Annotated in this window: 25 protein-coding genes and 1 tRNA gene; 12 read left to right on the forward strand and 14 right to left on the reverse strand. The window is 56.6% G+C overall.

Annotated features, from left to right (window positions below; all coding sequences use genetic code 11):
* Nucleotides 1-178: 178 nt before the first annotated feature.
* The 5 genes from AC1QQ2_RS03430 to AC1QQ2_RS03450 form a co-directional block, all read right to left on the reverse strand.
* The gene (locus tag AC1QQ2_RS03430) at nt 179-514 is read right to left on the reverse strand and encodes a hypothetical protein (RefSeq protein WP_105234507.1); all 336 of its coding nucleotides are present in this window, start codon (nt 512-514) and stop codon (nt 179-181) included.
* 106 nt (nt 515-620) lie between these two features.
* Nucleotides 621-1,088, reverse strand: coding sequence for a transcription antitermination factor NusB (gene nusB / locus AC1QQ2_RS03435; protein ID WP_067551110.1), 468 nt, complete (start codon nt 1,086-1,088; stop codon nt 621-623).
* A 14-nt stretch (nt 1,089-1,102) separates the two neighbouring features.
* Nucleotides 1,103-1,621 carry a 6,7-dimethyl-8-ribityllumazine synthase gene (locus AC1QQ2_RS03440; protein WP_105234506.1) on the reverse strand — a complete coding sequence of 173 codons (519 nt, stop codon included), beginning with the start codon at nt 1,619-1,621 and terminating at the stop codon, nt 1,103-1,105.
* On the reverse strand, nt 1,621-2,751 hold the full coding sequence (gene ribB, locus AC1QQ2_RS03445) for a 3,4-dihydroxy-2-butanone-4-phosphate synthase (RefSeq protein ID WP_479712080.1): 1,131 nt from the start codon (nt 2,749-2,751) through the stop codon (nt 1,621-1,623). Before ribB ends, AC1QQ2_RS03440 begins: the two co-directional genes overlap by 1 nt.
* Before the next feature lie 85 nt (nt 2,752-2,836).
* Nucleotides 2,837-3,433 (reverse strand): riboflavin synthase, encoded by a 597-nt coding sequence (locus tag AC1QQ2_RS03450; protein WP_479712081.1) that lies wholly within the window; start codon nt 3,431-3,433, stop codon nt 2,837-2,839.
* 255 nt (nt 3,434-3,688) lie between these two features.
* On the opposite strand from AC1QQ2_RS03450, the gene AC1QQ2_RS03455 reads away from it, so the two are divergent.
* From AC1QQ2_RS03455 to AC1QQ2_RS03465, 3 genes are all read left to right on the forward strand, one after another.
* Nucleotides 3,689-4,900, forward strand: a complete 1,212-nt coding sequence (locus AC1QQ2_RS03455) for a capsule biosynthesis protein (RefSeq protein ID WP_479712082.1) — start codon at nt 3,689-3,691, stop codon at nt 4,898-4,900.
* Between the two features lie 151 nt (nt 4,901-5,051).
* Nucleotides 5,052-6,185 (forward strand): polysaccharide biosynthesis/export family protein, encoded by a 1,134-nt coding sequence (locus AC1QQ2_RS03460; protein ID WP_479712083.1) that lies wholly within the window; start codon nt 5,052-5,054, stop codon nt 6,183-6,185.
* Entirely contained in the window at nt 6,185-8,218 is a 2,034-nt protein-coding gene (locus tag AC1QQ2_RS03465) for a capsular polysaccharide biosynthesis protein (protein ID WP_479712084.1), read from the forward strand. The genes AC1QQ2_RS03460 and AC1QQ2_RS03465 overlap by 1 nt, the downstream gene beginning before the upstream one ends.
* On the opposite strand, the gene ribD is transcribed toward AC1QQ2_RS03465, so the two are convergent.
* The 6 genes from ribD to dnaG form a co-directional block, all read right to left on the reverse strand.
* Nucleotides 8,215-9,285, reverse strand: a complete 1,071-nt coding sequence (ribD, locus tag AC1QQ2_RS03470) for a bifunctional diaminohydroxyphosphoribosylaminopyrimidine deaminase/5-amino-6-(5-phosphoribosylamino)uracil reductase RibD (protein WP_479712122.1) — start codon at nt 9,283-9,285, stop codon at nt 8,215-8,217. The two genes, AC1QQ2_RS03465 and ribD, sit on opposite strands and share 4 nt — an antisense overlap.
* A 23-nt stretch (nt 9,286-9,308) precedes the next feature.
* On the reverse strand, nt 9,309-9,776 hold the full coding sequence (gene nrdR / locus AC1QQ2_RS03475; RefSeq protein ID WP_067551134.1) for a transcriptional regulator NrdR: 468 nt from the start codon (nt 9,774-9,776) through the stop codon (nt 9,309-9,311).
* Between the two features lie 115 nt (nt 9,777-9,891).
* A complete protein-coding gene (locus AC1QQ2_RS03480) occupies nt 9,892-10,314 on the reverse strand; it encodes a secondary thiamine-phosphate synthase enzyme YjbQ (protein ID WP_479712085.1) in 423 nt (140 codons plus the stop codon).
* A 13-nt stretch (nt 10,315-10,327) separates the two neighbouring features.
* The gene (locus AC1QQ2_RS03485) at nt 10,328-10,540 is read right to left on the reverse strand and encodes a hypothetical protein (RefSeq protein WP_479712086.1); all 213 of its coding nucleotides are present in this window, start codon (nt 10,538-10,540) and stop codon (nt 10,328-10,330) included.
* A 45-nt stretch (nt 10,541-10,585) separates the two neighbouring features.
* Complete coding sequence (gene rpoD, locus AC1QQ2_RS03490) at nt 10,586-12,568, reverse strand: RNA polymerase sigma factor RpoD (protein WP_479712087.1); 1,983 nt, start codon at nt 12,566-12,568, stop codon at nt 10,586-10,588.
* 108 nt (nt 12,569-12,676) lie between these two features.
* Nucleotides 12,677-14,638: a DNA primase gene (dnaG, locus tag AC1QQ2_RS03495; protein ID WP_479712088.1), complete on the reverse strand. Its 1,962-nt coding sequence runs from the start codon at nt 14,636-14,638 to the stop codon at nt 12,677-12,679.
* A gap of 440 nt (nt 14,639-15,078) precedes the next feature.
* On the opposite strand from dnaG, the gene AC1QQ2_RS03500 reads away from it, so the two are divergent.
* The 4 genes from AC1QQ2_RS03500 to AC1QQ2_RS03515 all read left to right on the forward strand — a co-directional run bounded on the left by AC1QQ2_RS03500 (nt 15,079) and on the right by AC1QQ2_RS03515 (nt 18,662).
* Complete coding sequence (locus AC1QQ2_RS03500; RefSeq protein WP_479712089.1) at nt 15,079-16,533, forward strand: TadE/TadG family type IV pilus assembly protein; 1,455 nt, start codon at nt 15,079-15,081, stop codon at nt 16,531-16,533.
* 35 nt (nt 16,534-16,568) lie between these two features.
* The gene (locus AC1QQ2_RS03505; protein ID WP_479712090.1) at nt 16,569-17,087 is read left to right on the forward strand and encodes a TadE/TadG family type IV pilus assembly protein; all 519 of its coding nucleotides are present in this window, start codon (nt 16,569-16,571) and stop codon (nt 17,085-17,087) included.
* On the forward strand, nt 17,084-17,659 hold the full coding sequence (locus AC1QQ2_RS03510; RefSeq protein ID WP_479712091.1) for a TadE/TadG family type IV pilus assembly protein: 576 nt from the start codon (nt 17,084-17,086) through the stop codon (nt 17,657-17,659). Before AC1QQ2_RS03505 ends, AC1QQ2_RS03510 begins: the two co-directional genes overlap by 4 nt.
* A gap of 91 nt (nt 17,660-17,750) precedes the next feature.
* Complete coding sequence (locus tag AC1QQ2_RS03515; protein WP_249944372.1) at nt 17,751-18,662, forward strand: pirin family protein; 912 nt, start codon at nt 17,751-17,753, stop codon at nt 18,660-18,662.
* A 16-nt stretch (nt 18,663-18,678) separates the two neighbouring features.
* On the opposite strand, the gene AC1QQ2_RS03520 is transcribed toward AC1QQ2_RS03515, so the two are convergent.
* The gene (locus AC1QQ2_RS03520; RefSeq protein WP_479712092.1) at nt 18,679-19,266 is read right to left on the reverse strand and encodes a TetR/AcrR family transcriptional regulator; all 588 of its coding nucleotides are present in this window, start codon (nt 19,264-19,266) and stop codon (nt 18,679-18,681) included.
* Nucleotides 19,267-19,373: 107 nt separating this feature from the next.
* Here AC1QQ2_RS03520 and AC1QQ2_RS03525 point away from each other — a divergent pair, with 107 nt between their 5' ends.
* The 5 genes from AC1QQ2_RS03525 to AC1QQ2_RS03545 all read left to right on the forward strand — a co-directional run bounded on the left by AC1QQ2_RS03525 (nt 19,374) and on the right by AC1QQ2_RS03545 (nt 24,078).
* Nucleotides 19,374-19,613: a hypothetical protein gene (locus tag AC1QQ2_RS03525; protein ID WP_479712093.1), complete on the forward strand. Its 240-nt coding sequence runs from the start codon at nt 19,374-19,376 to the stop codon at nt 19,611-19,613.
* 73 nt (nt 19,614-19,686) lie between these two features.
* On the forward strand, nt 19,687-20,973 hold the full coding sequence (locus AC1QQ2_RS03530) for a homoserine dehydrogenase (protein ID WP_479712094.1): 1,287 nt from the start codon (nt 19,687-19,689) through the stop codon (nt 20,971-20,973).
* A gap of 176 nt (nt 20,974-21,149) precedes the next feature.
* Nucleotides 21,150-22,112 (forward strand): class II fructose-bisphosphatase, encoded by a 963-nt coding sequence (glpX, locus tag AC1QQ2_RS03535; protein ID WP_479712095.1) that lies wholly within the window; start codon nt 21,150-21,152, stop codon nt 22,110-22,112.
* 78 nt (nt 22,113-22,190) lie between these two features.
* Nucleotides 22,191-23,939 (forward strand): single-stranded-DNA-specific exonuclease RecJ, encoded by a 1,749-nt coding sequence (recJ, locus tag AC1QQ2_RS03540; RefSeq protein ID WP_479712096.1) that lies wholly within the window; start codon nt 22,191-22,193, stop codon nt 23,937-23,939.
* Nucleotides 23,940-24,003: 64 nt separating this feature from the next.
* Nucleotides 24,004-24,078, forward strand: a tRNA-Glu gene (locus AC1QQ2_RS03545).
* A gap of 62 nt (nt 24,079-24,140) precedes the next feature.
* Here the strand turns inward: AC1QQ2_RS03545 and AC1QQ2_RS03550 are convergent.
* Together AC1QQ2_RS03550 and AC1QQ2_RS03555 are read right to left on the reverse strand one after the other, a co-directional pair.
* Entirely contained in the window at nt 24,141-24,767 is a 627-nt protein-coding gene (locus AC1QQ2_RS03550) for an SGNH/GDSL hydrolase family protein (RefSeq protein ID WP_479712097.1), read from the reverse strand.
* A 109-nt stretch (nt 24,768-24,876) separates the two neighbouring features.
* On the reverse strand, nt 24,877-26,016 hold the full coding sequence (locus tag AC1QQ2_RS03555; RefSeq protein WP_479712098.1) for an alpha-D-ribose 1-methylphosphonate 5-triphosphate diphosphatase: 1,140 nt from the start codon (nt 26,014-26,016) through the stop codon (nt 24,877-24,879).
* Nucleotides 26,017-26,069 lie beyond the last annotated feature (53 nt).

Genomic DNA, 26,069 nt, shown 5'->3' on the forward strand with positions numbered 1-26,069 from the left:
AAGCAAATCCGAGGGAGCTGGCTCTGTCCTTGCCCTGGCCTGGTTATCTGGCGCCCACCTGTAAAAACAGGTCCTCGGGAATAAAGGGTGCACGGTTGCTGTGGTTCTCGCCACTTTCCCCCACACAAAAAACTAAGGGCGCCCTAGCGGACGCCCCTTAAACTAATCGCAGCGGGATTTAGTGACGCAGATTGCGCGCACGGTAGGTGCGTTTCGCCTGAACGGGCACGCGGACCAAAGCAGGCTCACGGATCATGCTGTGCTGACGCAGACCACCACGTGGTTCGTCATCATCGTCATTCATATTCATGATGCGGATCGCAAACTGAACACCCGCAAAGACAATGCCGTTGAACAGCCACAGCAGGAATACGGCCAATAGGCCCTCTTTGGAGCTGGTGACGAGATGCGCGAGGTTCGCGATGTTGAACCAGAGGAGCAGACCCACAAACACCGCCGAGACGATGAAACCGATGATCACCTGAGTGATATACATCTTGATAAGTTTGGGCATGGTCGCACCTCCGTTACAATTCTGAACGTAGTCGCTTCCCCCCGCGCTGCAAGGGGATTCGCCAAAATGAGCAGAGTTGTCGCAGGAAACGGCGGTGAACCGCCTGTTAGAACGCCTCAGGGCGTGCTTCGCGGGCCATGTGGTCCAGAACAGCGTTTACGAATTTAGGTTCGCGACCTTCTGGAAAGAATGCCTCAGCAACCTGAACGTATTCCACGATGGCCACTTTGGGTGGGGTATCGCCAGCCACCAATTCAGAGCCAGCCGCACGGAACAACGCACGCAGGGTCGGGTCGATGCGATCAATCGGCCATTTCGCAACCAACGCGCGGTCGGTCATTTGGTCGATCTTGGCCTGTTCGTTCACAGCAACGTCGACAATCGAACGCAGGACTTCGATGTCGCCATCTTGCAGCGTGTCGCCCTCGATCGTTTCGCCGAACCGATAGTTCGCAAATTCACGCACGACCGCTTCGACAGTCTGGCCAGAAACTTCCATTTGGAACAGCGCCTGAACCGCGTAAAGACGCGAGGCTGATTTCATCTTGCGGCGTTCGTTATTGGAAACGTTCATGGCTTGCGCAGTCCTCAGGCCTTTTGGGCCAGCAATATATCGTTGGTGAAGCCGATCTTGCCGGCGCGGCCCCACTTACGGCCCAAGGCGATCAGGTGCAAGGCCGCAGCGGCAGCACCGCCTCCTTTGTTTTGATCTTTAGGATCTGACCGAACGGCAGCTTGCTCATAATTCTCGACTGTTAGGATGCCGTTCCCAATGCAGTGGCCCTGAAGCCCGAGCAAAGTGATGGCACGGCTCGAATCATTACAAACCGTATCGTAATGGGTGGTTTCCCCACGGATCACACAGCCCAGCGCGACATATCCATCAAAGTTCGACATGCGTGCGGCGATCCCGATCGCGGTCGGAATTTCGAGCGCACCTGGCACTTCGATTACCTCATAGGTGCCACCAGCGGCCTCAATCTCGGCCTTTGCGCCCGCGACCAGACCATCGGCGATGTCTTTGTAATAGGGTGCGACGACGATCAGCAGCTTGATCGGGTCGTCGAACTCAGGCCGATCAAGGATATAGTGCGATGCGCCAGCCATCAGTTTGCTCCGTCAATCATGCGAGTGCCGACAATCTCTAGACCATAGGCATCAAGGCCAACCACCTTGGGTTGGGGCGAATTCGATAGCAGTGTAATACGCGACAGGCCCAACGACGACAAAATTTGTGCACCCAGCCCATATTGGCGGAGCGTTTGCGGTGATTGGCCTTCCTCAGGAACCAGTTTCATTTGAAGATCACGCAGCAAAACAACGGCCCCACGCCCCTCAGCTGCAATGGTTTTCATCGCCTGCGAAAACTCGAACGCGCGACCCTCGTGGCCGACACCGACCATATCCAGCATCGGATCAAGCGAATGCATCCGCACCAAAACGGGCTCGTCACCGCTAATGTCGCCTTTGATCAGGGCGATATGCTCTGCACCTTGGGTCTGATCGGTGTAAATCCGCATGGTCCAATCGCCGCCGAACTCTGACGTGATTTGCTGTTCGTCCCGCAGTTTGACGAGGTTATCATGGCGACGACGATAGGCTATCAGATCGCTGATCGTCCCGATCTTGAGGTTATGCTTCTGCGCAAAAGCAACCAGATCAGGCAGACGGGCCATTTCGCCGTCTTCCTTCATGATCTCACAAATCACGCCCGAGGGGTTCAAACCAGCAAGGCGGGAAATGTCGGTGGCAGCCTCTGTGTGACCAGCACGCACCAACACACCGCCATCGCGCGCACGCAGCGGGAAAATGTGACCGGGGGTCGCGATATCGGCAGGACCTTTAGAGGCATCAATCGCCACAGAAATCGTCCGCGCACGGTCACCTGCGGAAATGCCCGTCGACACACCCTCTCGCGCTTCGATCGAGACAGTGAAGGCTGTTTCATGACGTGACGAATTGGTCGATGCCATGAGCGGCAGGCCAAGCTGCGCGATACGTTCGCTCGTCATGGTCAGGCAAATCAGGCCACGCCCGTGGGTCGCCATAAAGTTCACCGCATCAGGCGTTGCCATCTGCGCGGGGATCACCAGATCGCCTTCGTTCTCGCGATCTTCGTGATCGACAAGGATAAACATCCGACCGTTGCGGGCCTCATCAATGATCTCTTCAATGCTCGAAATGGCATCTTTGAGTTCCCGTTCTACTGGGCCTGCGGCTTCGAATTTGGTCGACATAGTACTTCCCGATCTTGTTAGGCGATCATAAGGGGTTAGGCTGGAAACAGAGGCCAGACTTTGCGGTAGGTCAAACGCGGGTCGGTTAGTCCCATTCCCGCAGACGCGCCACGTAGCGTGCCATCGTGTCGATCTCTAGGTTGATACGGTCTCCAACCTGAACATCGCCCCAAATCGTCACCTCTTTGGTATGCGGAATGACGTTGATCCCAAAGGTCGCGCCATCCACCTCGTTCACGGTGAGCGAAGTGCCGTTCAGGGCAACTGATCCTTTGGGCGCGATGAATTTCGCCAGCTCTTCAGGCGCGCGGAATGTCATTCGCGTGCTATCACCCTCGGTCGTCATGGCGATCAGGTCAGCCACGCCATCCACGTGCCCCGACACGATATGACCACCCAGTTCGTCACCGACCTTGAGCGCACGTTCGAGATTGATCCGTTTTCCAACGGCCCATCCACCAAGGTTCGTCTTAGCAACGCTTTCCGCGCTGATTTCAACGTCGAACCAGTTCTGTGGCTCACGCCCCAAAGCCACGACCGTCAAACAGCAGCCATTGCACGCAATCGAAGCGCCCAAGTCGATACCATCCACGTCATAAGATGTCCCAATCCGCGCACGCAAATCGCCGCGCTGTTCCAGTTCGAGAACTTTGCCAATATCCGTGATGATGCCAGTAAACATGGGTCTGCCTTTCCAAAGTTGGCCAAGTGGTATCGTTCCATCAGGCCCCAGACAAGGGCAAGGGTAGCCTCGTAAAACCATCGGACCAGCATCACCCATGGAAAAGGTCTTATTTATGCCTTATCCACAGGGTAATCTGCGCAGATGCAGGTAATTTTATAGAAGTGCACCCTTTTTCACGTGACCCAAAGACCGAACCGCCATTTCCTGTTTTTGCAGGGTCCTCACGGGCCCTTCTTCCATCGGCTTGGGCTCATGCTCCGTCGTGCGGGGGCAGAGGTGTGGCGGGTTGGCTTTAACGCAGGCGACCGCGCGTTTTCGTTCGGCGACCGTGGGTTTATTCCATTTACGGGCGCGCCATCTGACTGGCCTGATACCTTTGCAGCCCTCGTCGCTGAGCATCAGATCACCGATATCGTCCTTTATGGCGATGTGCGCCCCATCCACGCGCAGGCTGTGAAAGCCGCTCAGGATATGGGCCTCACTATTCATGTCTTCGAAGAGGGCTATATGCGGCCCTATTGGGTCACCTACGAACGCGGCGGGACCAATGGGAATTCGCGCCTCATGGACATGACCATCGACCAAATGCGTCAGGACCTTGAGCGCTCTGACATGGACGTTCCAGAACCGCCTGCGCATTGGGGTGACATGCGCCAGCACGTGTTTTATGGGGCGCTCTACCACTGGTTCGTGATTTTCCGAAACCGCCAGTTCCGCGAGTTTGCGCCCCATCGTGACCTTAGCCCGCTGCATGAAGCTATACTGTATACGCGCCGCTTGCTGCTCATGCCGTTCATTTCTCTCCATCGCATGCTTGCAACCGCGCATGTGCGATTTGGCGGCTTTCCATATCACCTTGTCCTGCTTCAGCTAGAGCACGACTCAAATTTCCTCCGCCATTCGCCCTTTGCATCAATGGAGGATTTCCTGCGCGTCGTGATCGAAGGTTTTGCCCAAGGCGCGGGACGGCACCACCACCTCGTGTTCAAAGCACACCCGCTGGAAAACGACCGCTCGCCCACGCGCAAGAACATCAACCGCATCGCCAAAGAATTCGGCGTTGGGGATCGCATTCACTACATTCGCGGTGGAAAGCTGGCAAAGCTCTTGGATCACGCTCGCACGGCTGTGACGGTCAATTCGACCGCCGCCCAGCAGGTGCTCTGGCGGTCGATCCCGCTCAAGGTTTTTGGCAACGCGGTCTATGACAAACCAGAGTTCGTCTCGACCCTGCCACTGCCTGATTTCTTTGCGCAACCGGGGCGTCCAGACAATCGGGCTTACCGTGATTATCGTCAGTTCTTACTTGAAACGAGCCAAATTCCCGGCGGGTTTTATTCGTCCCGCGGGCGCCGTCAGTTGCTACGGCAGGTTGTGGACATGATGCTCGACGACGAAGATCCTTATGATGCGCTTCGGTCTGGAAAGATCGCGCCGAGGCAGTCCTTGCGGATTGTGAACTAAACACTACTACCCCTAGTAGCCCGCCACCCACTCGCGGCAGGGTGGCAACAGGTTGCACGCTTTGGTGTTGCAGACTGGATTTTATTCACAGACTTCGGTAACTTACTCTCAAAACTTGAGGCAGATAATAATAGGTCGAGGAGACCGAGCAGTGAGCACCCTAAGTTTGCGCCTTGCCCGAGGTGCGGCACTTATCGCCGCATGTTCCCTTTTGGGAGCCTGTGGTTTGCCGCGTTCTGGCCCGAATAAAGCTGAAATTTTCGCGGGTTCCGTCATGCGCGAAGGCGATGCCTTTGTGTTGATCGTCGATGACCGCGTAAACCGCATTGCAAGCGTTTCGCCCGCGCTCGGATTTTCGAGCTCGCTTGAAAACGCCGCGATCCTAGGGTCCGACGTCATCAGCGCAGGCGATGTTCTCGGTCTGACGATCTGGGAAAACGTCGATGATGGCCTTTTGGTGCCCCAAGGACAGAACGCAACCGTTCTGAACGAGCTTCAAGTTGATGGCGCTGGGTTCATTTACGTGCCCTACGCGGGCCGCGTTCGCGCTGCTGGCAACTCGCCCGAGCGTATTCGCCAGATCATCACCGAAAAGCTCGCAGAGCAAACCCCCGAACCGCAAGTTCAGGTGCGTCGTTTGGCTGGTGACGGTGCAACTGTGACCGTTTCAGGCCGCATCGGTGGCCAAGGCGTCTATCCGATTGAACGCCCAACTCGCACCCTCTCATCGATGATCGCTGCCGCTGGCGGCGTAGCCATCGAACCAGAAATCGCGCAGATCACCGTGATCCGCGGCGAAGCGAGCGGAACCATCTGGTACGAAGACCTCTTTGATCACCCAGCTGCGGACATCGCGTTGCGCGCAGGCGATCAGATTTACGTCAAAGAAGACAGCCGAACCTTTACCGCACTTGGAGCAACTGGCGCGCAAAGCCGTGTTCCGTTCGAATCCAAAGCGATCTCTGCGATTGAGGCCTTGGCGACGGTTGGCGGCTTGCAAACTGCTGCAGCCGACCCAACTGGCGTCTTTGTGTTCCGCAACGAACCCGCCGAAATCGCGAACCAGCTTTTGGCTCGGACCGATTTGATCGGCACCCAGCGTGTCGTCTACGTGCTAGATCTGACACAACCGAATGGCATGTTCATGGCCCGCGACTTTGCGATCCGCGATGGCGACACCGTTTACGTCACCGAAGCGCCGTTCGTTCAGTTCAACAAGGCTATTGCGGCAGCGACTGGCTCGCTCACCGCAGCCGACACCGCGCGCTCTGCGTTCACGCAGTAATGCACGCGCCCGATTGGACACCCGCCGCCGCAGGGGACACCTTGCGGCGGCTTTTTGTCTACAACGGCGGGTTTCTCACCCAAAAACGCGTCAGGCGTATTCTGCAGTTGGCAGGTTACGACATCAGCCTCGGCAAACCGTCAGAGGGTGATCTGGTCGGCGTCTGGGGGCAAAGCCCAACTGCCCCGCGTGGCGAGGCCATTGCTGCCCGCACAGATACTCCCATCATCCGTGTTGAGGATGCGTTCCTGCGCTCAATCCACCCTGGTCGAGACGGCGAACCGCCGCTCGGCCTCTGCATTGATGACCTCGGAATTCACTTTGATCCCGAACAGCCTTCTCGGCTGGAACGGATTTTGGCGGAACATCCCCTCGATGACACGGCCTTATTGAACCGTGCAAGGGCGGGGATCGAGCGGATACGCGGGAATGAACTGTCGAAGTACAACGCTTTCGATGTAACACTCTCTGCGCCAGAGCCAGGCTATGTTCTGGTCATTGATCAGACCGCAGGCGACGCAAGTGTTACTGCCAGCCGCGCGAACCGTCACACGTTCCAAGAGATGTTGTTTCAGGCCCGCGAAGATCACCCCAACGCGCGCATCGTCATTAAGACCCACCCAGAAACTGCGGCAGGGCATCGGGGTGGACACTTCCGTCCCGACGATTGCCGGGACGGGATGGAGCTATACGACGCGCCCGTTTCGCCATGGGCGCTGCTGGATGGAGCGATCGCCGTTTACACTGTGTCCTCACAGCTTGGGTTCGAGGCGATCATGGCGGGTCACCGCCCGCAAGTCTTTGGTCAGCCGTTCTATGCAGGTTGGGGCCTGACAGACGATCACACGCCGCTGTATCGCAGGCAAAGGCGCCTCACGCGGGCACAGCTTTTTGCCGTGGCCATGATCCTTTATCCGATTTGGTTTGATCCCTACCGCAATCGGCTTTGTTCGTTTGAAGATGCCCTGACCACGCTGGAAGCCGAAGTTCGCGCCTATCGCGAAGATGGTCAAGGCTGGGTCGCGGCAGGTATGCGCCTATGGAAACGCGGGCCGCTGCAGAAGGCATTTGGTCTGCACAAGCCATTGATCTTCAATTCCAAAGCCCCTGTCCGTGCGGCACAAAAATCAGGCCGTCCGCTGATGGTCTGGGCAGGGAAAACCACTCCCGACTTAGACGCTGCAGGCGCTGTGCGTGTCGAGGATGGTTTCATTCGGTCCCGTGGACTGGGCGCGGCCCTTACCCCCCCGCTCAGCCTCGTTCTGGATGATCAGGGGATTTACTATGATCCGAGCCGTCCATCGCGGCTCGATGCCATTATTAATACGACCGCTCTAAATGACGACCAGCGCCGACGCGCTGACGCCCTCATCGCGCGGCTCACCTCTGACGGTGTCAGCAAATATAATTTGAACGGCACTGCGCTGCCCGCTGACCTACCCGCTGGACGGCGCATCCTTGTCCCTGGACAGGTCGAAGACGACGCATCAATTCGATTGGGCGCGGGCGACATCAACACCAATCGCGCTTTACTGAGCGCCGTGCGTGCTGCCAATCCTGACGCGGTGATCCTCTATAAACCGCATCCAGATGTGGAGGCGGGATTGCGCGTTGGGCAGGTTTCAGACGCCAAAGATTTTGCTGATGTGGTTCTATCTGGTATCGACGCCGTGACCGCGATTGAAGCCGTAGATGAGGTTTGGACCATGACCTCCACGCTCGGGTTCGAGGCATTGCTAAGAGGCAAACGCGTCGTCACATTTGGCCAGCCATTTTATGCAAGCTGGGGCCTTACCCAAGATCGCGGAATGCCTGTCGCGCACCGCATTGCGCGCCCCGACTTGGCAACCTTTGTCCATTGCTGCCTGATCGACTACCCCCGCTATTTCGATCCCGTGACAGGACGCCCCTGCCCTGTCGAGGTTGCCCTCGACCGCATCAAGGACGATACGGTCACGACCAGCAGCGCAGGTCTAAGGGCGTTATCGAAATTACAGGGGCTATTGGCGAGCTATGCGCATTTGTGGCGCTAAGCCCGACGCGACCAGCGACTCATGACGTCAGCGCCAACTTGGGTCACTTCGATCAAGTCAAAGCGCGGGGCATCTGACAGGCTATCAATACCCATTGCCGCCAAAGCTGGCATGCCTTCAGCACCGATGCCCATACCCGCAGAAAAGACGATTAACTCGTCGACCACATCCGCTAACAACAGCGACGCGGCCAAGGTGCCGCCCCCTTCGCAGAACACGCGGGTCAATCCGTTTTCGGCCAGTGCGGAAAGAGCCGACGTCACGGATACCCGCCCCTGTTCAACCTTGCACGGCAACATCTTCACGCCCGCATCATGCCACGGGGCAAGCCGCGATGTGGCGTCTTCTCCGTGGCACAGCCATACAGGAATATCCTTCGCGGTGCGGGTCAGGTCACAATCGTCTGGCAGATCCATACGTCGCGAAACCACGACGCGGACAGGCTGAACCGACACGCCCATATCCCGAACGGTCAAAGATGGATCATCAGCGCGGACCGTCCCTGCCCCAACCATCACCGCATCATGCCGCGCGCGTTGTGCATGCACCATCCGACGGGCCTCGGGACCAGTGATCCACTTACTCTCACCCGTTGCCGTCGCAATGCGTCCATCCAGCGTGCAGGCCAGTTTCAGCGTAACCCACGGTCTCGATTGAGTAATTCTGCTAAAGAACCCGGCATGATCACGGCGGGCCTCAGCCTCACAAATGCCCGTTGTGACGTCGATCCCAGCTGATTTTAGAATATCTATTCCGCGACCCGCGACACGAGGGTCAGGATCAGTGCAGGCAACGACAACTCGCGTGATCCCCGCCTCAACCAAGGCGTTCGCGCAAGGCGGCGTTTTACCGTGATGTGCGCAGGGCTCTAGGCTGACATAGGCGGTCGCGCCGCGTGCCCTGTGGCCCGCTTGGGCGATGGCAACGGTTTCTGCATGAGGCCGACCGCCATCAGCAGTGCGACCACGACCAACGATTATGCCGTCATTTACCAGAACGCATCCGACCGCGGGGTTCGGCCAGACACGCCCCATCCCACGCCGCCCCAAGGACAGCGCGAGACGCATGTATCTTTCGTCGTTATCTGGCGTCACTTTTCAGGCGAAGTCGCAGGACGCAGTTCGTCGATGAACTTGTCAAAGTCGTCCGCAGCCTGGAAGTTCTTGTAAACGCTAGCAAAACGCACGTAAGCGACCGTGTCGATCCGCGCGAGGCTTTCCATAACGATCTCGCCGATGATTTTCGACGAAATGTCTGTCTCGCCCATGCTCTCCAGTCGGCGCACGATGCCAGAGATCATCTGGTCCATACGTTCAGGCTCAACTGGGCGTTTCTGCAGCGCGATACGGATCGAACGTTCTAGTTTATCGCGATCAAAGTCCTCACGGCGACCGTTGGATTTGATGACGACGAGATCGCGCAGCTGCACGCGTTCATAGGTGGTAAAACGCCCGCCGCAGGCTGGGCAGAACCGCCGACGACGGATCGCAACGTGATCCTCTGCCGGTCGGCTATCTTTTACTTGAGTGTCGACGTTTCCACAAAACGGGCAACGCATGGGCCTGTCCTCTTACCGCTCATTCTAGGGTTAATCCCTAGTTATCCACAGGCACTATAGGACCGATAACTAGATTTGGGTAGAGTCAATTTGGACACACCAGATGATGTGGCGATTAGGACTCACCCAAGAATTGCGCAACAACGCGACGATCATGGGGCCGATCCCGATGCTCAAACAGATAAATCCCCTGCCACGTACCCAACATCGGCACGCCTGCGATAACTGGAATGCTGATCGAGACAGGCATCAAGGCCGCCTTGATATGCGCAGGCATGTCGTCGGGGCCCTCATAGGTATGCGTAAGGTAAGACATCGACGGATGAGTTGTCGGCGGCACCAAACGCGCGAAGAACGCTTTGAGGTCCGTTTGCACTTCGGGGTCGGCGTTCTCTTGGATCAAGAGCGAACAGGAGGTGTGCTGAACAAAGAGCGTCAGAAGCCCATCACCTTGACCATGGCACCAGCGCTTTACGTCCCGCGTGAATTCATAAAGGCCCTGCCCGCTGGTCGAAATCTGAAACAAAGTATGGCTCAACTATAGCCCCCTTTTAGACCACAGACTGCGCCCAAGCGCCGATCCCATAGGCAACAACCGTCAACGCCGTCCGTAGGCCATTTATCACGAAAAAGCGCCTATCGTAGGACTTAACGCCAATCGTGCAGATCGTCAGTAGAACCGCAGCAAACGGTAGAATGATCCACGGAGTCACGCCCATAAACCCAAGGATGCCCAGCGCAATCAGGATCAAACCGCCGATCATATCGCCCCCTTAGACGAAAAAGGCGCCCCGAAAGGCGCCTCGTTCTTATTGATCCAAGAAGCTGCGCAGCTTGCGCGAGCGGCTCGGGTGTTTGAGTTTCCGCAGCGCCTTGGCTTCGATCTGGCGGATACGTTCGCGGGTCACGCTGAACTGCTGACCAACCTCTTCGAGAGTGTGGTCGGTGTTCATACCGATACCGAAACGCATACGCAGAACACGCTCTTCGCGCGGGGTCAGCGATGCAAGAACGCGGGTGGTGGTCTCTTTCAGGTTTTCCTGAATAGCCGAGTCCAGCGGCAGGATCGCGTTCTTATCCTCAATGAAATCGCCGAGCTGCGAATCTTCTTCGTCACCAATTGGCGTTTCGAGCGAAATCGGTTCCTTAGCGATTTTCATCACTTTACGAACCTTATCGAGCGGCATTTGCAGCTTTTCGGCCAATTCTTCTGGCGTCGGTTCGCGACCAATTTCGTGCAGCATCTGACGACCCGTGCGGACCAGTTTGTTGATCGTTTCGATCATGTGAACTGGAATACGGATAGTGCGTGCTTGGTCTGCGATCGAGCGGGTGATCGCCTGACGGATCCACCATGTCGCATAGGTCGAGAACTTGTAACCACGGCGATATTCGAACTTATCGACCGCTTTCATCAGGCCGATGTTACCTTCCTGAATAAGGTCGAGGAACTGAAGACCACGGTTGGTATATTTCTTCGCGATCGAGATAACGAGACGGAGGTTCGCCTCGACCATTTCTTTTTTGGCCTGACGCGCTTCTTTTTCGCCCTTCTGAACCTGCTGAACGATGCGGCGGAATTCAGAGATATCAACACCAACATACTGGCCAACCTGCGCCATCTCAGCACGCAGTTCTTCAACCTTATCGGTGAATTTCTCAACGAACATTTGCCAGCCGCGACCCGGCTTTTCGTTCATACGATCCATCCAAGTCGGATCGAGTTCAGCGCCGCGATATTCGTCGATGAATTCGCGGCGGTTGATACGCGCTTGGTCGGCGAGTTTAACCATGTTCGAGTCGATCGACATAATGCGGCGGTTGATGCCGTAAAGCTGGTCGATCAGCGCTTCGATACGGTTGTTGTGAAGGTGAAGCGAGTTCACTAGTTCAACGATTTCCGAGCGAAGTTTCTGATACCGATCTTCGTCAGCCTCAGAGAACGATCCATCCTCGTTCAGGGTCGCCGACATACGGGCGTCTTGCATGTCGGACAGGTCAGCAAAGTCGCGTGCGATGATTTCCAACGTTTCGAGGACACGCGGTTTGAGCGCGGTTTCCATCGCGGCCAGCGACATGTTGGCCTGTTCATCATCATCGTCATCGTCGTCAGAGCGGATCGGGTTACCGTCCGCATCGTATTCTTCTTCTTTTTCTTTCGAACCAGCCTCGGACGACACAGTCGAGGTGTCGACAACAGGCTCATCGCCGTCTTCGTCGAGTTGGTTGCCAAATGTCGCCTCGAGGTCGATCACATCGCGCAGCAGAATGTCTTCGGACAGAAGTTCGTCGCGCCAAATGGTGATCGCCTGGAATGTCAACGGGCTTTCGCAGAGCCCGAGGATCATTGTGTTGCGACCAGCCTCGATCCGTTTTGCAATCGCGATCTCGCCCTCGCGGGACAGCAATTCAACACTGCCCATCTCGCGCAGATACATACGAACAGGATCGTCCGTGCGGTCCAACTTTTCGGTTTCACCACCCGAAAGAGCCACGTCACGATTGCCACCAACAGCAACCAGATCTGTGCCGCCTGCGTTGTCCTCTGACTCTTCTGATTCTTCTTCTTCGGTGACCTGAATCCCCATTTCAGAGAGCATCGACATCACGTCTTCGATCTGGTCAGAAGAAACCTGATCCGGCGGGAGCACAGCGTTCAACTGATCGTAGGTGATATACCCACGCTCGCGCGCCTCAGCGATCATCCGTTTAACCGCCGCCTGACTAACGTCCATGGAGATCTCGTCGTCCTTGTCGTCAACCTTGTTGTCGTCGGTATCTTTGGCGGCCATGAAATGCTCCTAAGCGGTTCAGCAAGTCTGTGCTGATTCGGTTAAAGTCGAATCAACGGTTTCGCGGGGTGATTCGCAACCTCTTGGCCACGATTTTTCACCCATTAATTAGGTTCTGGGCTTTTTACGACCCGATTTGGCAGGATCGAGCGATTCGAGCACCTTGAGGAAGTCGTTCCGTTCGTCCTTTGACAATGACAGCCCATTGTCTGCGGTCACCGTTTCCGTCGTGTCGTCCACATCACGCTGCGTTGTGGGATCAACTGCTAGCGCGGATACACCCAACCGCCACGTCAAATCCTCTCTATCTTCAGCTTCAGCGATCTCAACCTGCGCCTCCAAAATTTCCATGGAGTGCCCACGCAAGGCCTCAAGCTTCATGAACTCTTCCTTGACCGAGTTATACGCAAACTCGTTATCGCCAGCGCGTCGAATCGCGGGGGTGATCTTTACGTGGCGCTCGGCAAAGAGGCTTTCAAGGGGGCCAGCCCCAATTTGATCTTCGATGCGGTCGCGCAAATCATCTTCCCCGACTAACCGCAAAATAGCGTCCCGCAGGGTTCTGTTGCGCTGGTCCTGACATTCCATCCGTTCAAGCTGCATCTCGAATGCGGGCACTTCGGTCGGATTGGCGATCAGAATGGCGAGGATCACCGTCTCACGCAGGTGAATTTGATGATCGTCCCGTTGAACCAACTCTGAACGTTTTGCAGAAGCGCTCGGCGCGATGACGACCGATTTACCGGGCTGCCATGGTTTGCGCGGCTGGAACGCGGGCCGTCTGTTCGATCCAAACAACTCATACCGAAGCTCTTTGATCGCTTCGCCATAATGGTGACGGATCGACGGATCTTGGATCAGTTTAATCTTTTCACGGAGGGATTTATCCAAAGCCGCCCGACGTTCGGGACTATCGAATACCTTCCCATCCGTTTCGCGTTGCCAGAGCAAACGCACCATCGGCATGGCACCGTCCAGCACCTTTTGAACGGCCCCTGCCCCTTTGGCGCGGATCAGATCATCAGGGTCCATCCCGTCAGGCATCACGGCGAACCGCAGTGATTTACCCGCCTCAAGCACAGGAAGCGCAAGATCAATCACGCGCATCGCAGCACGAATACCTGCCGTATCACCATCAAGGGCAATGATCGGCTCGTCCGCCATGCGCCACATGAGTTGTAACTGGTGATCCGTCACAGCGGTGCCCAACGGGGCCACGGCCCCAGTGAAACCAGCCTCGGACAGCGCAATCACATCCATATAGCCTTCGGCAACGATCAGCGGCTGCCCCTTGCCCGAGGCCTCGCGGGCGTTCTTGTGGTTAAACAGATTGCGCCCTTTGTCGAACAAATCCGTCTCTGGACTGTTGAGGTATTTGGCGTTGTCGTTGGGGTCCATCGCCCGACCACCAAAGGCAATGGCACGCCCGCGCACATCGCGGATCGGGAACATGATCCGATGACGGAAAACGTCATAGGGCGCTTTGCCTTTGTCGGAGGGTTTGGCGAGCCCCGCGCCGATCAGCAAATCGGGCGAAATCCCTTTGGCGGACATCGCATCGAATAGGTTTTGCCACCCTTGCGGTGCAAAGCCTATTTCCCAACGCTCCTGTGCAGCCTCAGACAGCCCACGTTTCGTCAAATAGGCACGCGCCTCGGCGGCAGCACCCGTTCGTAATTGAAGGCGGTAGAACTTTACCGCTTCTTCCATGACCTCGGCCAATTGGGTTCGATGGTCCGCTTTTACCTGAGCACGCGGGTCACGTTCTGGCATCGGCAACCCAGCTTCACGGGCCAAAATCTCGATGGCCTCCATGAAGCTGACGTTTTCCGTTTCACGAACAAACGAAATCGCGTCGCCTTTGGCGTGGCACCCAAAGCAGTAGTAATAGCCCTTGCGGTCATCGACGTGAAACGACGCGCTCTTTTCTTGGTGAAAGGGACAGGGTGCCCACATGTCGCCCTTGCCTGGATTGGACTTCTTATTGTCCCACATCACTTTGCGGCCAACCACTTGGGTCAGCGACAGGCGTGTGCGCAATTCATCCAAAAAACCAGGGGGCAGACTCATAAGGCCAATATCGGCGCTGGACCCGCGCAAGTCCAGCGGTCGGACGCAGAAGGTTGGGGGTAAGTTTTCCGACGGCGTTATCCGTTTGTTTACGAATTTGCACAAATCTGGCCGCCACAAATGCCCGCTTTTGACGGGGATCGCACTCACCAGCCCGGTGACGCGACTCATTTATTGCGACTCACTCATATGAACTATCGACTAAACGCGCCTGCACTTAGCGCGCAGCACGTCGGTTTGCCCGCCGACCGCCGCATTTCCATCGATAATCAGGAAACAAAGGGCGTTCAGAGACCCAACCGTCCACCCTGACCACACAATAGGACCAAAAGTGGCCAGTTGCTGCCCAAATTCTGCCACTCTCTAAAGGATATAAAGAGAGCCAACGGAGGTGGTACTCCCACCAAAAAGCAGTGAAGCCCCCGAAAGGTCGGTCAATAATGAAGACATTGGAAACACAGACGCAGACGATTGCATCTCGCATCGCTCGCCACCTGCGTAAATTCCAAACCCGTGAAGATGGCACCATGGTCATTTTCGCGGTTTTCATGCTGATCTTGATGCTTCTCGTGACTGGCATGGCCGTAGACTTTATGCGTATTGAATCGACGCGCACCCGCATGCAGGGCACGCTTGACCGCGCGGTTCTGGCCGCTGCTGACCTCGGCCAAACTCTGCCGCGTGAACAAGTGGTCCAAGACTACATGGACAAGGCAGGTCTGGGTGACGCCCTTCAAGGCACGCCAACCGTGACCGAGGGACTGAACTTCCGCGAAGTGTCCGCCGTTGCGCAAGCGACGGTCCCGATGATGTTCTCTGGCCTTGCTAAGATTCTGGATGCCGACGCGACCGTGCATGAATCGATGACCGTTCCTGCCACTTCTGTCGCCGAAGAACGTGTATCCAAAGTAGAAATTTCGCTCGTCCTCGACATCTCGGGTTCGATGGAGAGCAACAACCGCATGACCAACTTGCACACGGCGGCGACTGAGTTCGTAAACACCGTTCTAAAGGACGGAAACGAAGACCTCGTATCCGTGTCGCTGATCCCCTATTCCGAACATGTGAACCCTGGGCCAGACCTGTTCAACTTGCTGAACGTCCGCAAGGTTCACAACTATTCGCACTGCATCGAATTCGACAACGACGAGTTCACCAGCACATCGCTGAGCCTGACTGAGCGTTATGATCAGATGCAGTATTTCCAGTGGAACTATAACGGCAGCTATCGCTACGGGAACGACCTCTCTGAAACCGTATGTCCGCGCTGGGACTACGAACGGATCAACCCATGGGAATCCAACCGCACCGAGCTGGTGACGCAGATTAACAACCTCAGAGGCCGCGCTGGTACGTCGATCTTTTTGGGCCTGAAATGGGGTGCTGCGCTGCTCGACCCATCGACCCGACCTTTGCTGACCAGCTTGGTGGGCAGCAACAAAGTAGACAGCAACTTTGCCGGTCGCCCAGCGTCTTACACCGACACCGAAACGGTTAAGTTCATCATTCTGATGACCGACGGCGAAAACTCAACATCCAGCCGTATCCAAAGCTGGGCCTATGACTCTGACAGCGATTACGCACACTGGAGCCGCTATAACTTTAACTGGTACCTCGACAACTACGTATCGAGCTGGAAACACGGTCAATATTCCTACCTGAAATACAACCGTTCGCTCGGCAACGAGTTGATGGACGACATCTGCGACGCCGCCAAAGCCCAAGGTATCGTGATCTGGACCATCGGCTTTGAGATCCCAGACCCCGTCGGCAATCAGGTCTTGGCCGATTGTGCGACCTCACCCAGCCACTTCTTTGACGTGGACGGCATCGAAATTTCGCACGCGTTCTCTGCAATCGCGACCCAAATCAACAACCTAAAGCTTACACACTAATGAAACAACTGCTTCAAAATCTCTGGTCTGGACTGATGCGCCCGCTTTCGCGGTTCGCACGGGATGACCGTGGGACAGCTACAGTTGAATTCGCGCTTATTTTTCCTGTCTATATCGTTCTTTTGTTATCAGCGTTTGAATCCGGCATGTTGATGACCCGCCAAGTCATGCTTGAACGTGGGCTAGAAATGGCCATGCGTGACGTGCGGATCGGGGCTATGTCGCCCGTCACCCACGACAGGTTGAAGAATGCGATTTGCAACAACGCGGGAATTATTCCGAACTGCGCCGATGCGTTGAAGATCGAGATGCGTCGCGTTGATCTGCTGAATTGGACCAACATTCCTGCCGCGGCGGATTGTATCGACCGCAATGACCCAGCCGCGCCTCTGGTTGCCTTCCAACAAGGTGGCGCCAACCAAATGGTCGTCGTTCGGGCCTGCGCTCTGTTTGATCCGGTATTCCCGACACTTGGCCTGGGCGCACAAATCCCACGCGAAACTGGCAATGAATACGCACTCGTGTCGCGCTCTGCATTCGTGAGGGAACCATGAACATGTCCCATATTTTCCGTCGGTTCCGCGATGACGAACGTGGCAGCATGGCGATCGAGACCGTCCTGATCTTTCCGATCCTGTGCTGGGCTTACCTTGCAACGTTTGTATATTTTGATGCCTTCCGCATTCAGAGCACAACGAACAAGGCCGCTTACACAATCAGCGATCAGGTGAGCCGTGAGACGGGCTATATCACACCTAACTACATGACTTCGTTGTATAATCTGCACGAGTTCTTAACCTCGTCTAACCACCCGTCAAAGCTAAGGTTGAGCGTTGTTCGATATACCGACGACAACGGCTATGACGTCCGTTGGTCCCAAGGTCGCGGTGGTGCAGGCACGCTCACCAATGCGGGTCTGGCTGACATTTTGGACAAATTGCCCGTGATGCCCAACAACGAGGTTATCATCGTCCTGCAGAACTGGCTTAGCTACGAGCCGATGTTCAGCGTTGGCCTCAGCGCTTTTGAGTTCGAGAACCTGATCGTGACACGTCCCCGTTTTAACTCAGCTCAGCTTTGCTGGAATTCCCAAGAGAACGGCGGCGTGACGACAGCGACCTGCTAATTGGCGCAGGGGGCCTGTGCAAAGCGGAGTGGCTCTGACAGATTGATGGATGCTCTGAGCGGGACTAACTCTTGCTCAAAGGAGATACATCATGTCCATCAGACCCACCCTCGAAGCCCGTCGCGCGACACCCCATATGGAAGGTGCGGGCGTTCGACTTCACCGCGCTTTTGGTTTCCAAGACCCGAGCGAGCTCGACCCGTTTTTGATGTTCGATGATTTTCGTGGCGATCATCCGGATGATTATATCCGCGGTTTTCCATGGCACCCCCACCGCGGCATCGAAACGATCACCTACGTTCTGAACGGCACCGTTGAACATGGCGACAGCCTCGGGAACACAGGCACTTTGGGCGCTGGTGATGTTCAATGGATGACCGCTGGATCGGGCATCCTCCACCAAGAGATGCCGAAGGGGAACATCGCGGGCCAAATGCATGGCTTCCAGCTTTGGGCGAACCTGCCGAGTCACCTCAAGATGACCGCGCCCCGCTATCAGGACGTTAAAGGCAAAGAAATCCCCGAAATCATCGACGACGATGGCACCCGCGTCAAAGTCATCATCGGTGAATTCTGGGGCAAACGCGGCCCTGTTGATGGCATCGCGGCTGACCCGCAGTATCTGGATATTTTTGTGCCCGCAGGTGTCCGCAAAACGTTTAAGGTCGACACCTATCGCCGCGCATTTGCCTATGTATTCCAAGGTGCTGGCGCGTTTGCGGATGCGTCAAAACCCGAAGGGGTCCTCCTCGAAAAAGAGGTGATGGGCGAGGAGGTGAACATCCGAGACATGTCAGGTAACCGCACCTTGATCCGCTTTGGCACTGGTGACGAAGTGACTGTGCAGGCAGGCGAAGAAGGTATTCGGTTCTTGCTGATCTCTGGCGCACCAATCGAAGAACCTGTCGCATGGCACGGCCCGATCGTGATGAACACCAAGGAAGAAATCCGTCAGGCCATCGCAGATTTGCGCAATGGCACCTTCATCAAACCCGCCCACTGATGCGGGGATGCGTCGGTCAGGCCGTTACTGACCGACGCACAATACCCCAATAAATCTCTTCGATCTCGCTCAGCGGCAAACGCCCGCCTTCGCGATACCATTGCGGGATTGCGGTCAACATGCCGATCAACGCGATAGAGGTAATACGCGGGTCGGTGATCATGAAATAACCGCTTTCCTTGCCCGCCTTCAGGATACCCGCGAGGATCTGTTCGTAGTCACGACGACGCCCTTCGATCACGGCAAAGTTGTCAGGATCGAGGTTCCGCAATTCCATGTAGGAAATGAAAACCTGCTCAACACGCGGAACGTGGAACAGGATGTGAAAACGAATAAACGCCTCGAGCGCGGCCCAAGGCGGCCCAGAAAGATCAACGTCTTTCAGCGCCTCCACCAGATCGTCCATGTGATCCAGCACGATATCGAACAAAAGGCTCTGTTTGTCGGCGGTGTAATTGTACAGTGCGCCAGCTTGCACACCGACCTCAGCTGCGATCTGGCGCATCGACACAGCCGCATAGCCATGCTGCGCGATCAGCTTGAGCGCCGCCTCCCGAACCTTGGGTCCAGTAATGTCTGAATGTGAGCCTTGTTTGCGCGCCATTCGCCAACATTAACTGAACAAATGTTCATTTGAAAAGCCTGATCTGACCTTGCCCCTCAAATGCAACCAGAGGTAAGGTTCGAAGATCACAAACCGTTGGATTGGTCATGCGCCTCGTACTCCTTTCGCTTTTGGTGCTTTTGCCTGCCTGCGCAACCTTTCCCGCGCTGGAAAAGGCCATCGATCCCGCCGCGGCCAAAGCGGCTTTCCCCGACTTTGTTCCGTTCGAGACATTTGGCACGATGGGCGATGACCAAACCGCCGCAGAAATGGCCGATGACCTAGCCCTTCGCGCAACCGTTCTGCAAAATCGGGCCGAACAATTGCGTAACAGCGCAGTTCAATAGCACCTGCGCGTTGCAGTGACCGCAAGGACGCGGTAACAGCGGGGTGTTCAAAATACAAAAAGCGGAATCCCATATGTCTGACACCCTTCGCCTTGGTATTGCCGGTCTCGGAACGGTCGGTGTTGGCGTCATCCGCATCGTCGAAAAACAGGCGGCACTTCTGGCCCAGCGCACTGGGAAAACGATTGTGATCAGCGCTGTAAGTGCAAGGTCCAAAGACAAAGATCGCGGCGTCGATCTATCAGGCTACGCGTGGGAAGACGATCCTGTCGCTCTCGCTACTCGCGACGACGTCGACGTTTATGTCGAACTCATGGGCGGTGAAAATGGTCCCGCAAAAGCATCCATTGAGGCAGCGATTGCCGCTGGCAAAGATGTCGTCACCGCCAACAAGGCGTTGCTGGCACATCACGGCCAGTCCATCGCAGAACAAGCCGAAGCCAATGGCTGCGTCGTGCGCTATGAGGCCGCCGTCGCAGGCGGCATCCCTGTGATTAAAGCCCTGACCGAAGGTTTGGCTGCAAACGGCGTGACCCGCGTGATGGGGGTCATGAACGGCACCTGCAACTACATTCTTACCCGCATGGAAGACGCCGGCCTCTCGTACGAAGAGGCCTTTGCCGAAGCGGATGGTCTGGGCTACCTCGAAGCCGATCCGAATTTGGACGTTGGCGGCATTGATGCGGGTCACAAACTGTCGATCCTTTCGGCCATCGCCTTTGGAACACAGGTTGATTTTGACGGTGTCGAACTCGAAGGGATCGGCGCGATCACCATCGAAGACATCCGCAATGCTGCCGACATGGGCTACAAGATCAAACTTCTGGGCGTTACCCAGATGACAGGTCGCGGCCTTGAACAACGCATGTCGCCTTGCCTCGTGCCCGCGACCTCGCCCTTGGGGCAGTTGGTTGGCGGCACGAATATGGTCGTACTCGAAGGTGACGCTGTTGGACAAATCGTCCTTCGCGGTGCTGGTGCTGGCGAAGGCCCGACTGCGAGCGCGGTAATGGGTGATGTTTGTGATATTGCACGTGGCCTGCGCCTCCCGACGTTTGGGCAACCTGCGAACACACTGCGCTGTGCGAAATCTGCACGCGCCGCGATCCCTGCGCCCTACTACCTCCGCCTGTCGCTCTTGGACAAACCTGGCGCGATGGCAAAAGTGGCGAGCGTATTGGGCGACGCGGGTGTATCTATCCACCGCATGCGCCAACACGACCATGATGGCACCCACGCTCCTGTCGTGATTGTCACCCACAAAACCACCCGTCAGGCTGTCGATCAGGCGATCGAAGGCTTTGCCGCGACAGGCGTCGTTTCGGGGGCACCCGTCGCCCTACGGATCGAACAGGTCTGATCCCTAATTTCAGTGCAAAATGTCAAAGGCAGGGTGAAAACCCTGCCTTTTTGGTATCAGAGAAAAGAAATTTTGAACCAAAGCGATTTTAGGGAAAAACTGTTAGCGCCCACAGCCTTGCCCCCATAGGCTTGCCCTGCGTAGATGCACCCGAATGTTACTTGAGGACTTTTGACATGTCGCAGACCACTGAATTCCACGACCGTATGCTTTCGCTCGGGCTTGCCCGCGTATCTGAGGCTGCGGCTCTCGCATCGGCGAAACTGATCGGGCGTGGTGACGAAAAAGCTGCCGACCAAGCTGCCGTAAACGCGATGCGGGATCAGCTGAACAAACTCGACATCAAAGGCGTCGTCGTCATCGGTGAAGGCGAACGTGACGAAGCGCCAATGCTCTACATCGGCGAGGAAGTGGGCACGGGCGAAGGCCCCGCTGTAGATATCGCGCTTGACCCACTCGAAGGCACGACCCTTACGGCAAAAGATATGCCCAATGCCCTGACCGTCATTGCGATGGGTCCGCGCGGCTCGATGCTGCACGCCCCTGACGTCTACATGGAAAAGCTCGCCATTGGACCGGGTTACAAAGCGGGCGTCGTGACCATGGACATGTCCCCATCCGAGCGCGTTTCCGCACTGGCCGCCGCCAAAGGCTGTTCGACCGAAGACATCACCGTTTGCGTTCTCGAACGTCCGCGCCATGACGAAATGATTGCTGAACTGCGCACTACAGGCGCAGCGATCCGCCTGATCACCGATGGTGACGTTGCGGGCGTTATGCACTGTGCCGAACCTGAAAAAACAGGCATCGACATGTATATGGGTTCTGGCGGCGCACCCGAGGGAGTTCTCGCTGCTGCGGCGCTGAAATGCATGGGCGGCCAGTTCTTTGGCAAACTGTTGTTCCGCAATGACGACGAACGTGGCCGCGCTGCCAAAGCTGGCATCACCAACTTTGACCGCGTCTATACCCGCGATGATCTGGTCAAAGGCGACGTGATCTTTGCAGCGACAGGTGTGACCGACGGCAGCCTCTTGGCTGGGATCAAACGCGAACCAGGGTATCTGACTGCTGAAACGATCTTGATGCGGTCCAAAACGGGTTCGATGCGTCGGATGACCTACACCAACCCCATCTAAATCCTGATCGGGCCAGAGCATCGCTCTGGCCCTTTTCATATCATTGCGCCGCTTTGCTCTCTGGGCGATAAGCGAGGCATGAAAGCATTTCTCAACGTCGAACAATCCGCAACGGGCCGCCGCTGGATTGGCCCGAGCATCGAAGAAGATCGCCTTGCCGAAGCGATGGAACAGGCGACAGGCCTGCCCGCGCCGGTTTGTCGGACATTGGCACGCCGTGGCGTTGAACCGCATGAAGCTGACAGTTTTCTTGCGCCGACGTTGCGGGATCTTCTCCCCGATCCGCTGACCTTGCTCGACATGGAAAAGGCGTCCGAACGCTTTATCACCGCGCTTGACCGCCGCGAAAAGATTGCCGTTTTTGCGGATTACGACGTGGATGGCGGCACCTCTGCCGCGCTTCTGCTAACATGGCTAAAGGCTATGGGACACCGAGCGACGCTCTATATTCCCGACCGCATTGATGAGGGCTATGGCCCTAATGAGCCCGCAATGGAAGCGCTCGCCAAAGATCACGACCTGATCATTTGCGTTGACTGCGGCACCCTCTCGCATGGTCCCATTGCCGCCGCAAAGGGCGCGGATGTGATGGTCCTCGACCATCACTTGGGCGCTGAAACTCTGCCCGACTGCGTTGCCGTCGTGAACCCCAACCGCCAAGATGAAACAGGCGAACTCGCCCATCTCTGTGCGGCGGGCGTCGTCTTTATGATGCTCGTCGATGTGAACCGCCGTCTACGGGCAAAGGGCGTGACTGGGCCAAACCTGATGTCATTCCTAGACCTCGTCGCATTGGCAACGGTTGCGGACGTGGCCCCGCTGATCGGCGTGAACCGTGCGTTCGTGCGTCAAGGCCTCTCCGTCATGGCGCAACGCGACCGCATCGGCCTAACAGCATTGGCGGATGTCGCTGGTATGGACAGCGCGCCGACGTCCTATCACCTCGGTTTTCTTCTCGGCCCTCGCGTCAACGCGGGCGGTCGCATTGGTGCTGCTGATTTGGGCGCGCGCCTTTTGGCGACAGATGACCCACGTGAGGCCGAAAGCCTTGCCAAACAACTGGACCAGTTGAACCGCGAACGCCGCGAAATCGAAAACGAAGTGCGTGATCTGGCGCTTTTGCAGGCCGAAGAGCGAGGGTTTGATAGCCCTCTGGTTTGGGCCGCGGGCGAAGGTTGGCATCCGGGCGTCGTCGGCATCGTGGCAAGCCGTCTCAAGGAAACCACCAACCGGCCGTCCATCGTGATTGGTTTTGACGGCGACATTGGCAAAGGTTCAGGCCGTTCGGTGACGGGTATCGACCTCGGTGCGTCGATCCAGAAGCTCGCGATGGAAGGGCTACTGATCAAGGGCGGCGGTCACAAAATGGCGGCGGGCCTGACGGTGCATCGGGATAAACTCGACGCCGCGATGGAACGGCTGGCCGAACTTATGGCGCGCCAAGGTGCTGACCGTTTGGGGCCCGCTGACCTACGGCTAGATGGGATCCTCATGCCCGGTGCTGCCACGGTTGAATTGGTTGAACAGATCGAAAAGGCTGGACCGTTCGGCGCATCGGCCTCTGCCCCTCGGTTCGTTTTCCCAGACGTTCAAATCCATTTCGCGAAACGAGTCGGCGCAAATCACCTAAAGGCCACATTCGGCGACGGGCTTGGCGCACGAATCGATGCGATTGCCTTTGGTGCGTTTGATGGCCCGATCGGACCGATGATCGAGGGACACAACGGCGCACGGTTCCACCTTGCTGGGCGGTTAGAAATCAATATTTGGCAAGGCAGACAGAGCGTTCAGCTACGTCTCGAAGATGCGGCACCCGCTGGGAAATAATTTTTTACAAAAGCCTCTTGCGGGCGGTTCACACAATACGTAAAAGCCGCCTCACGCACAGAGTGGCCCGTTCGTCTATCGGTTAGGACGCCAGGTTTTCAACCTGGAAAGAGGGGTTCGATTCCCCTACGGGCTGCCACTTTTCCCCCAACATTACGATTAGACGACAGACGGAACGATCCGCCTGCCTCTCGTTTTGCGTTACAGCCCCAGAATAGCTTTGATCGGTGCGACGAGCGCGTCACCAATGGCCGCTGTGTTTGCTGCATCCAGATGCACCCCATCAATCGGCGACGCCTGCGCGACCGTGCCCGCGTCAAAGAACGCGACGCCCAGTTCCTCGGCAGCGGCTTTATACATCGGAGCAAGCAGTCGGGTTTCCGCGACATCGCGGCCGCTGCCCGTTTTGCCATCTGGCCCAATCACGCAGGGCGGAGGTGCCACGAATAGAATTTTCGGAACAGAGCCAGACGCGCCATAGGGATAATGCTGGATGATTTGCGCCAAGCGTTTCATCCCCGCAGTGGCCCCAGTTGCGGATCCGCAGACGTCGGTTTTTAGGTCATTCGTGCCGAGCATAATTACGACGAGGTCCAGCGGCGAATGGCTCTGCAACAGGATCGGCAGCACCACAGCCCCGTTGCGATCACAAGGACCCGTGTGATCATCAAATGCCGTCGTTCGACCGCCCAGCGCCTCAGAGATCACTTCGACTCCAAGGCGTCCTGCAACGATGTTAGGCCACAGATACTCTGGCGCATGTCGTGCGGCATCTTCGGGGCGGTGCCCCCACGTGAGACTATCCCCAAACGCTAAAACCCGTGTCATCGGCTCCCCCTGTAGACTGTTCGCACTAGGTGCCGATTACTCCAGCTTTTCGAAGTAGATGCCAGCAATATGTTCGGGGCTTAGAGAATTGGGAGAGCCGCGGGATGGATCAGCCGACGCGCTGACCCTTTACCCAAACACCGTGGATGGTGCCTGTTCCATCAACCCGTTTTACTCGGATCACGTCAGCGCGTTTCCCAACCTCAATGCGACCACGATCGGTTAGACCGACGGCCTTGGCCGGTGCGGCGGTAACAGTGCGAACACCACGCGCAACATCGCCCCAAAGATCACCCAGCAACAAAGCCGAAGATAAAAGCGCACCAGGGACATAATCCGATGACACAATGTCCAAGAGGTCTGCCTCGGCCAACACATGCGCAGCCACGTTGCCAGAGTGCGACCCACCACGGATCAAGTTCGGAGCCCCCATCATCACGGCGATTCCGTGATCGTTGCAGGCCTGCGCTGCCTCAATCGTTGTCGGAAACTCTGCAAAGGTCACACCGTATTGCTTTGACGTCACAACGTGTTCGGCAAGGGTATCATCATGGCTCGCCAGTACGGCCCCCAAACGACGTGCGCCTTCAACGGACGCTGCCTCATGCGCGGTGCCGAATTTCTCTTTCAGTGCCAACTGATGGGACACGTGAACATCAAACTCATCATCCGACATGCCATGCTTGCCCTGATAATATTCTTTCAGCTTATCAAGGTTCCGAAACTGTCGTGCGCCCGGTGTGTGGTCCATCAGGCTGACGATCCCGACGCGGTCTTCGGCGGTGAAACTGTCCAACTCTTCGATGAGCGTCTCAGAACAGGTTTCCGCACGCAGGTGAATATAGTGCGAAATGCGCAAGGCATTGCGGGACCGCATATCCAAAAGCTCGGTCGCAACCTCGCGCGCGTATTTTTTGTAGTCACCCGACTTCTTCGTCACCGACCCAACCCGCAAGGCGTCGAACACGGTGGTGATCCCGACCGAGCATAGCTCCGCATCGTGAGCGATGATCGCGGCCTTATGGGGCCAGTCGACCTTGGGCCGTGGCTCGAGGTGGCGTTCGAGGTTGTCGGTGTGCAGCTCGATCAAACCTGGCATCACGAGGTCACCCTCGCAGTTGATCGCTCCCGTCGGGACCGAGCGCCCTTCGCTAATATCAGCGATTTCGCCATCACGGATCACAACGGTGCCCGCCACCACAGTTTCGGGCAGAACAACAGTTGCGTTTGCAAGGATTGTTTCGGTCATTTGGAAGATCCTAGAATTCGGGTGTCGACGTAGACAGGTCACATCCCATCGGT

Origin of the sequence: Aestuarium sp. (assembly GCF_023253315.1) — a bacterium.
GTDB classification, from domain to species: domain Bacteria; phylum Pseudomonadota; class Alphaproteobacteria; order Rhodobacterales; family Rhodobacteraceae; genus Marivivens; species Marivivens donghaensis.

Bases quoted from the DNA above. Each gene is read 5' to 3' on its own strand.
- AC1QQ2_RS03430 (WP_105234507.1), bottom strand. From the start codon at position 514: ATGCCCAAACTTATCAAGATGTATATCACTCAGGTGATCATCGGTTTC.
- AC1QQ2_RS03515 (WP_249944372.1), top strand. From the start codon at position 17,751: ATGTCCATCAGACCCACCCTCGAAGCCCGTCGCGCGACACCCCATATG.
- AC1QQ2_RS03450 (WP_479712081.1), bottom strand. From the start codon at position 3,433: ATGTTTACTGGCATCATCACGGATATTGGCAAAGTTCTCGAACTGGAA.
- nusB (WP_067551110.1), bottom strand. From the start codon at position 1,088: ATGAACGTTTCCAATAACGAACGCCGCAAGATGAAATCAGCCTCGCGT.
- AC1QQ2_RS03505 (WP_479712090.1), top strand. From the start codon at position 16,569: ATGCGCCCGCTTTCGCGGTTCGCACGGGATGACCGTGGGACAGCTACA.
- AC1QQ2_RS03550 (WP_479712097.1), bottom strand. From the start codon at position 24,767: ATGACACGGGTTTTAGCGTTTGGGGATAGTCTCACGTGGGGGCACCGC.
- AC1QQ2_RS03440 (WP_105234506.1), bottom strand. From the start codon at position 1,621: ATGGCTGGCGCATCGCACTATATCCTTGATCGGCCTGAGTTCGACGAC.
- ribD (WP_479712122.1), bottom strand. From the start codon at position 9,285: ATGCGTCTCGCGCTGTCCTTGGGGCGGCGTGGGATGGGGCGTGTCTGG.
- nrdR (WP_067551134.1), bottom strand. From the start codon at position 9,776: ATGCGTTGCCCGTTTTGTGGAAACGTCGACACTCAAGTAAAAGATAGC.
- recJ (WP_479712096.1), top strand. From the start codon at position 22,191: ATGAAAGCATTTCTCAACGTCGAACAATCCGCAACGGGCCGCCGCTGG.
- AC1QQ2_RS03500 (WP_479712089.1), top strand. From the start codon at position 15,079: ATGAAGACATTGGAAACACAGACGCAGACGATTGCATCTCGCATCGCT.
- AC1QQ2_RS03525 (WP_479712093.1), top strand. From the start codon at position 19,374: ATGCGCCTCGTACTCCTTTCGCTTTTGGTGCTTTTGCCTGCCTGCGCA.
- ribB (WP_479712080.1), bottom strand. From the start codon at position 2,751: ATGTCGACCAAATTCGAAGCCGCAGGCCCAGTAGAACGGGAACTCAAA.
- AC1QQ2_RS03510 (WP_479712091.1), top strand. From the start codon at position 17,084: ATGAACATGTCCCATATTTTCCGTCGGTTCCGCGATGACGAACGTGGC.
- dnaG (WP_479712088.1), bottom strand. From the start codon at position 14,638: ATGAGTCTGCCCCCTGGTTTTTTGGATGAATTGCGCACACGCCTGTCG.
- AC1QQ2_RS03530 (WP_479712094.1), top strand. From the start codon at position 19,687: ATGTCTGACACCCTTCGCCTTGGTATTGCCGGTCTCGGAACGGTCGGT.
- AC1QQ2_RS03485 (WP_479712086.1), bottom strand. From the start codon at position 10,540: ATGATCGGCGGTTTGATCCTGATTGCGCTGGGCATCCTTGGGTTTATG.
- AC1QQ2_RS03455 (WP_479712082.1), top strand. From the start codon at position 3,689: ATGCTCCGTCGTGCGGGGGCAGAGGTGTGGCGGGTTGGCTTTAACGCA.
- AC1QQ2_RS03520 (WP_479712092.1), bottom strand. From the start codon at position 19,266: ATGGCGCGCAAACAAGGCTCACATTCAGACATTACTGGACCCAAGGTT.
- AC1QQ2_RS03465 (WP_479712084.1), top strand. From the start codon at position 6,185: ATGCACGCGCCCGATTGGACACCCGCCGCCGCAGGGGACACCTTGCGG.
- AC1QQ2_RS03555 (WP_479712098.1), bottom strand. From the start codon at position 26,016: ATGACCGAAACAATCCTTGCAAACGCAACTGTTGTTCTGCCCGAAACT.
- glpX (WP_479712095.1), top strand. From the start codon at position 21,150: ATGTCGCAGACCACTGAATTCCACGACCGTATGCTTTCGCTCGGGCTT.
- rpoD (WP_479712087.1), bottom strand. From the start codon at position 12,568: ATGGCCGCCAAAGATACCGACGACAACAAGGTTGACGACAAGGACGAC.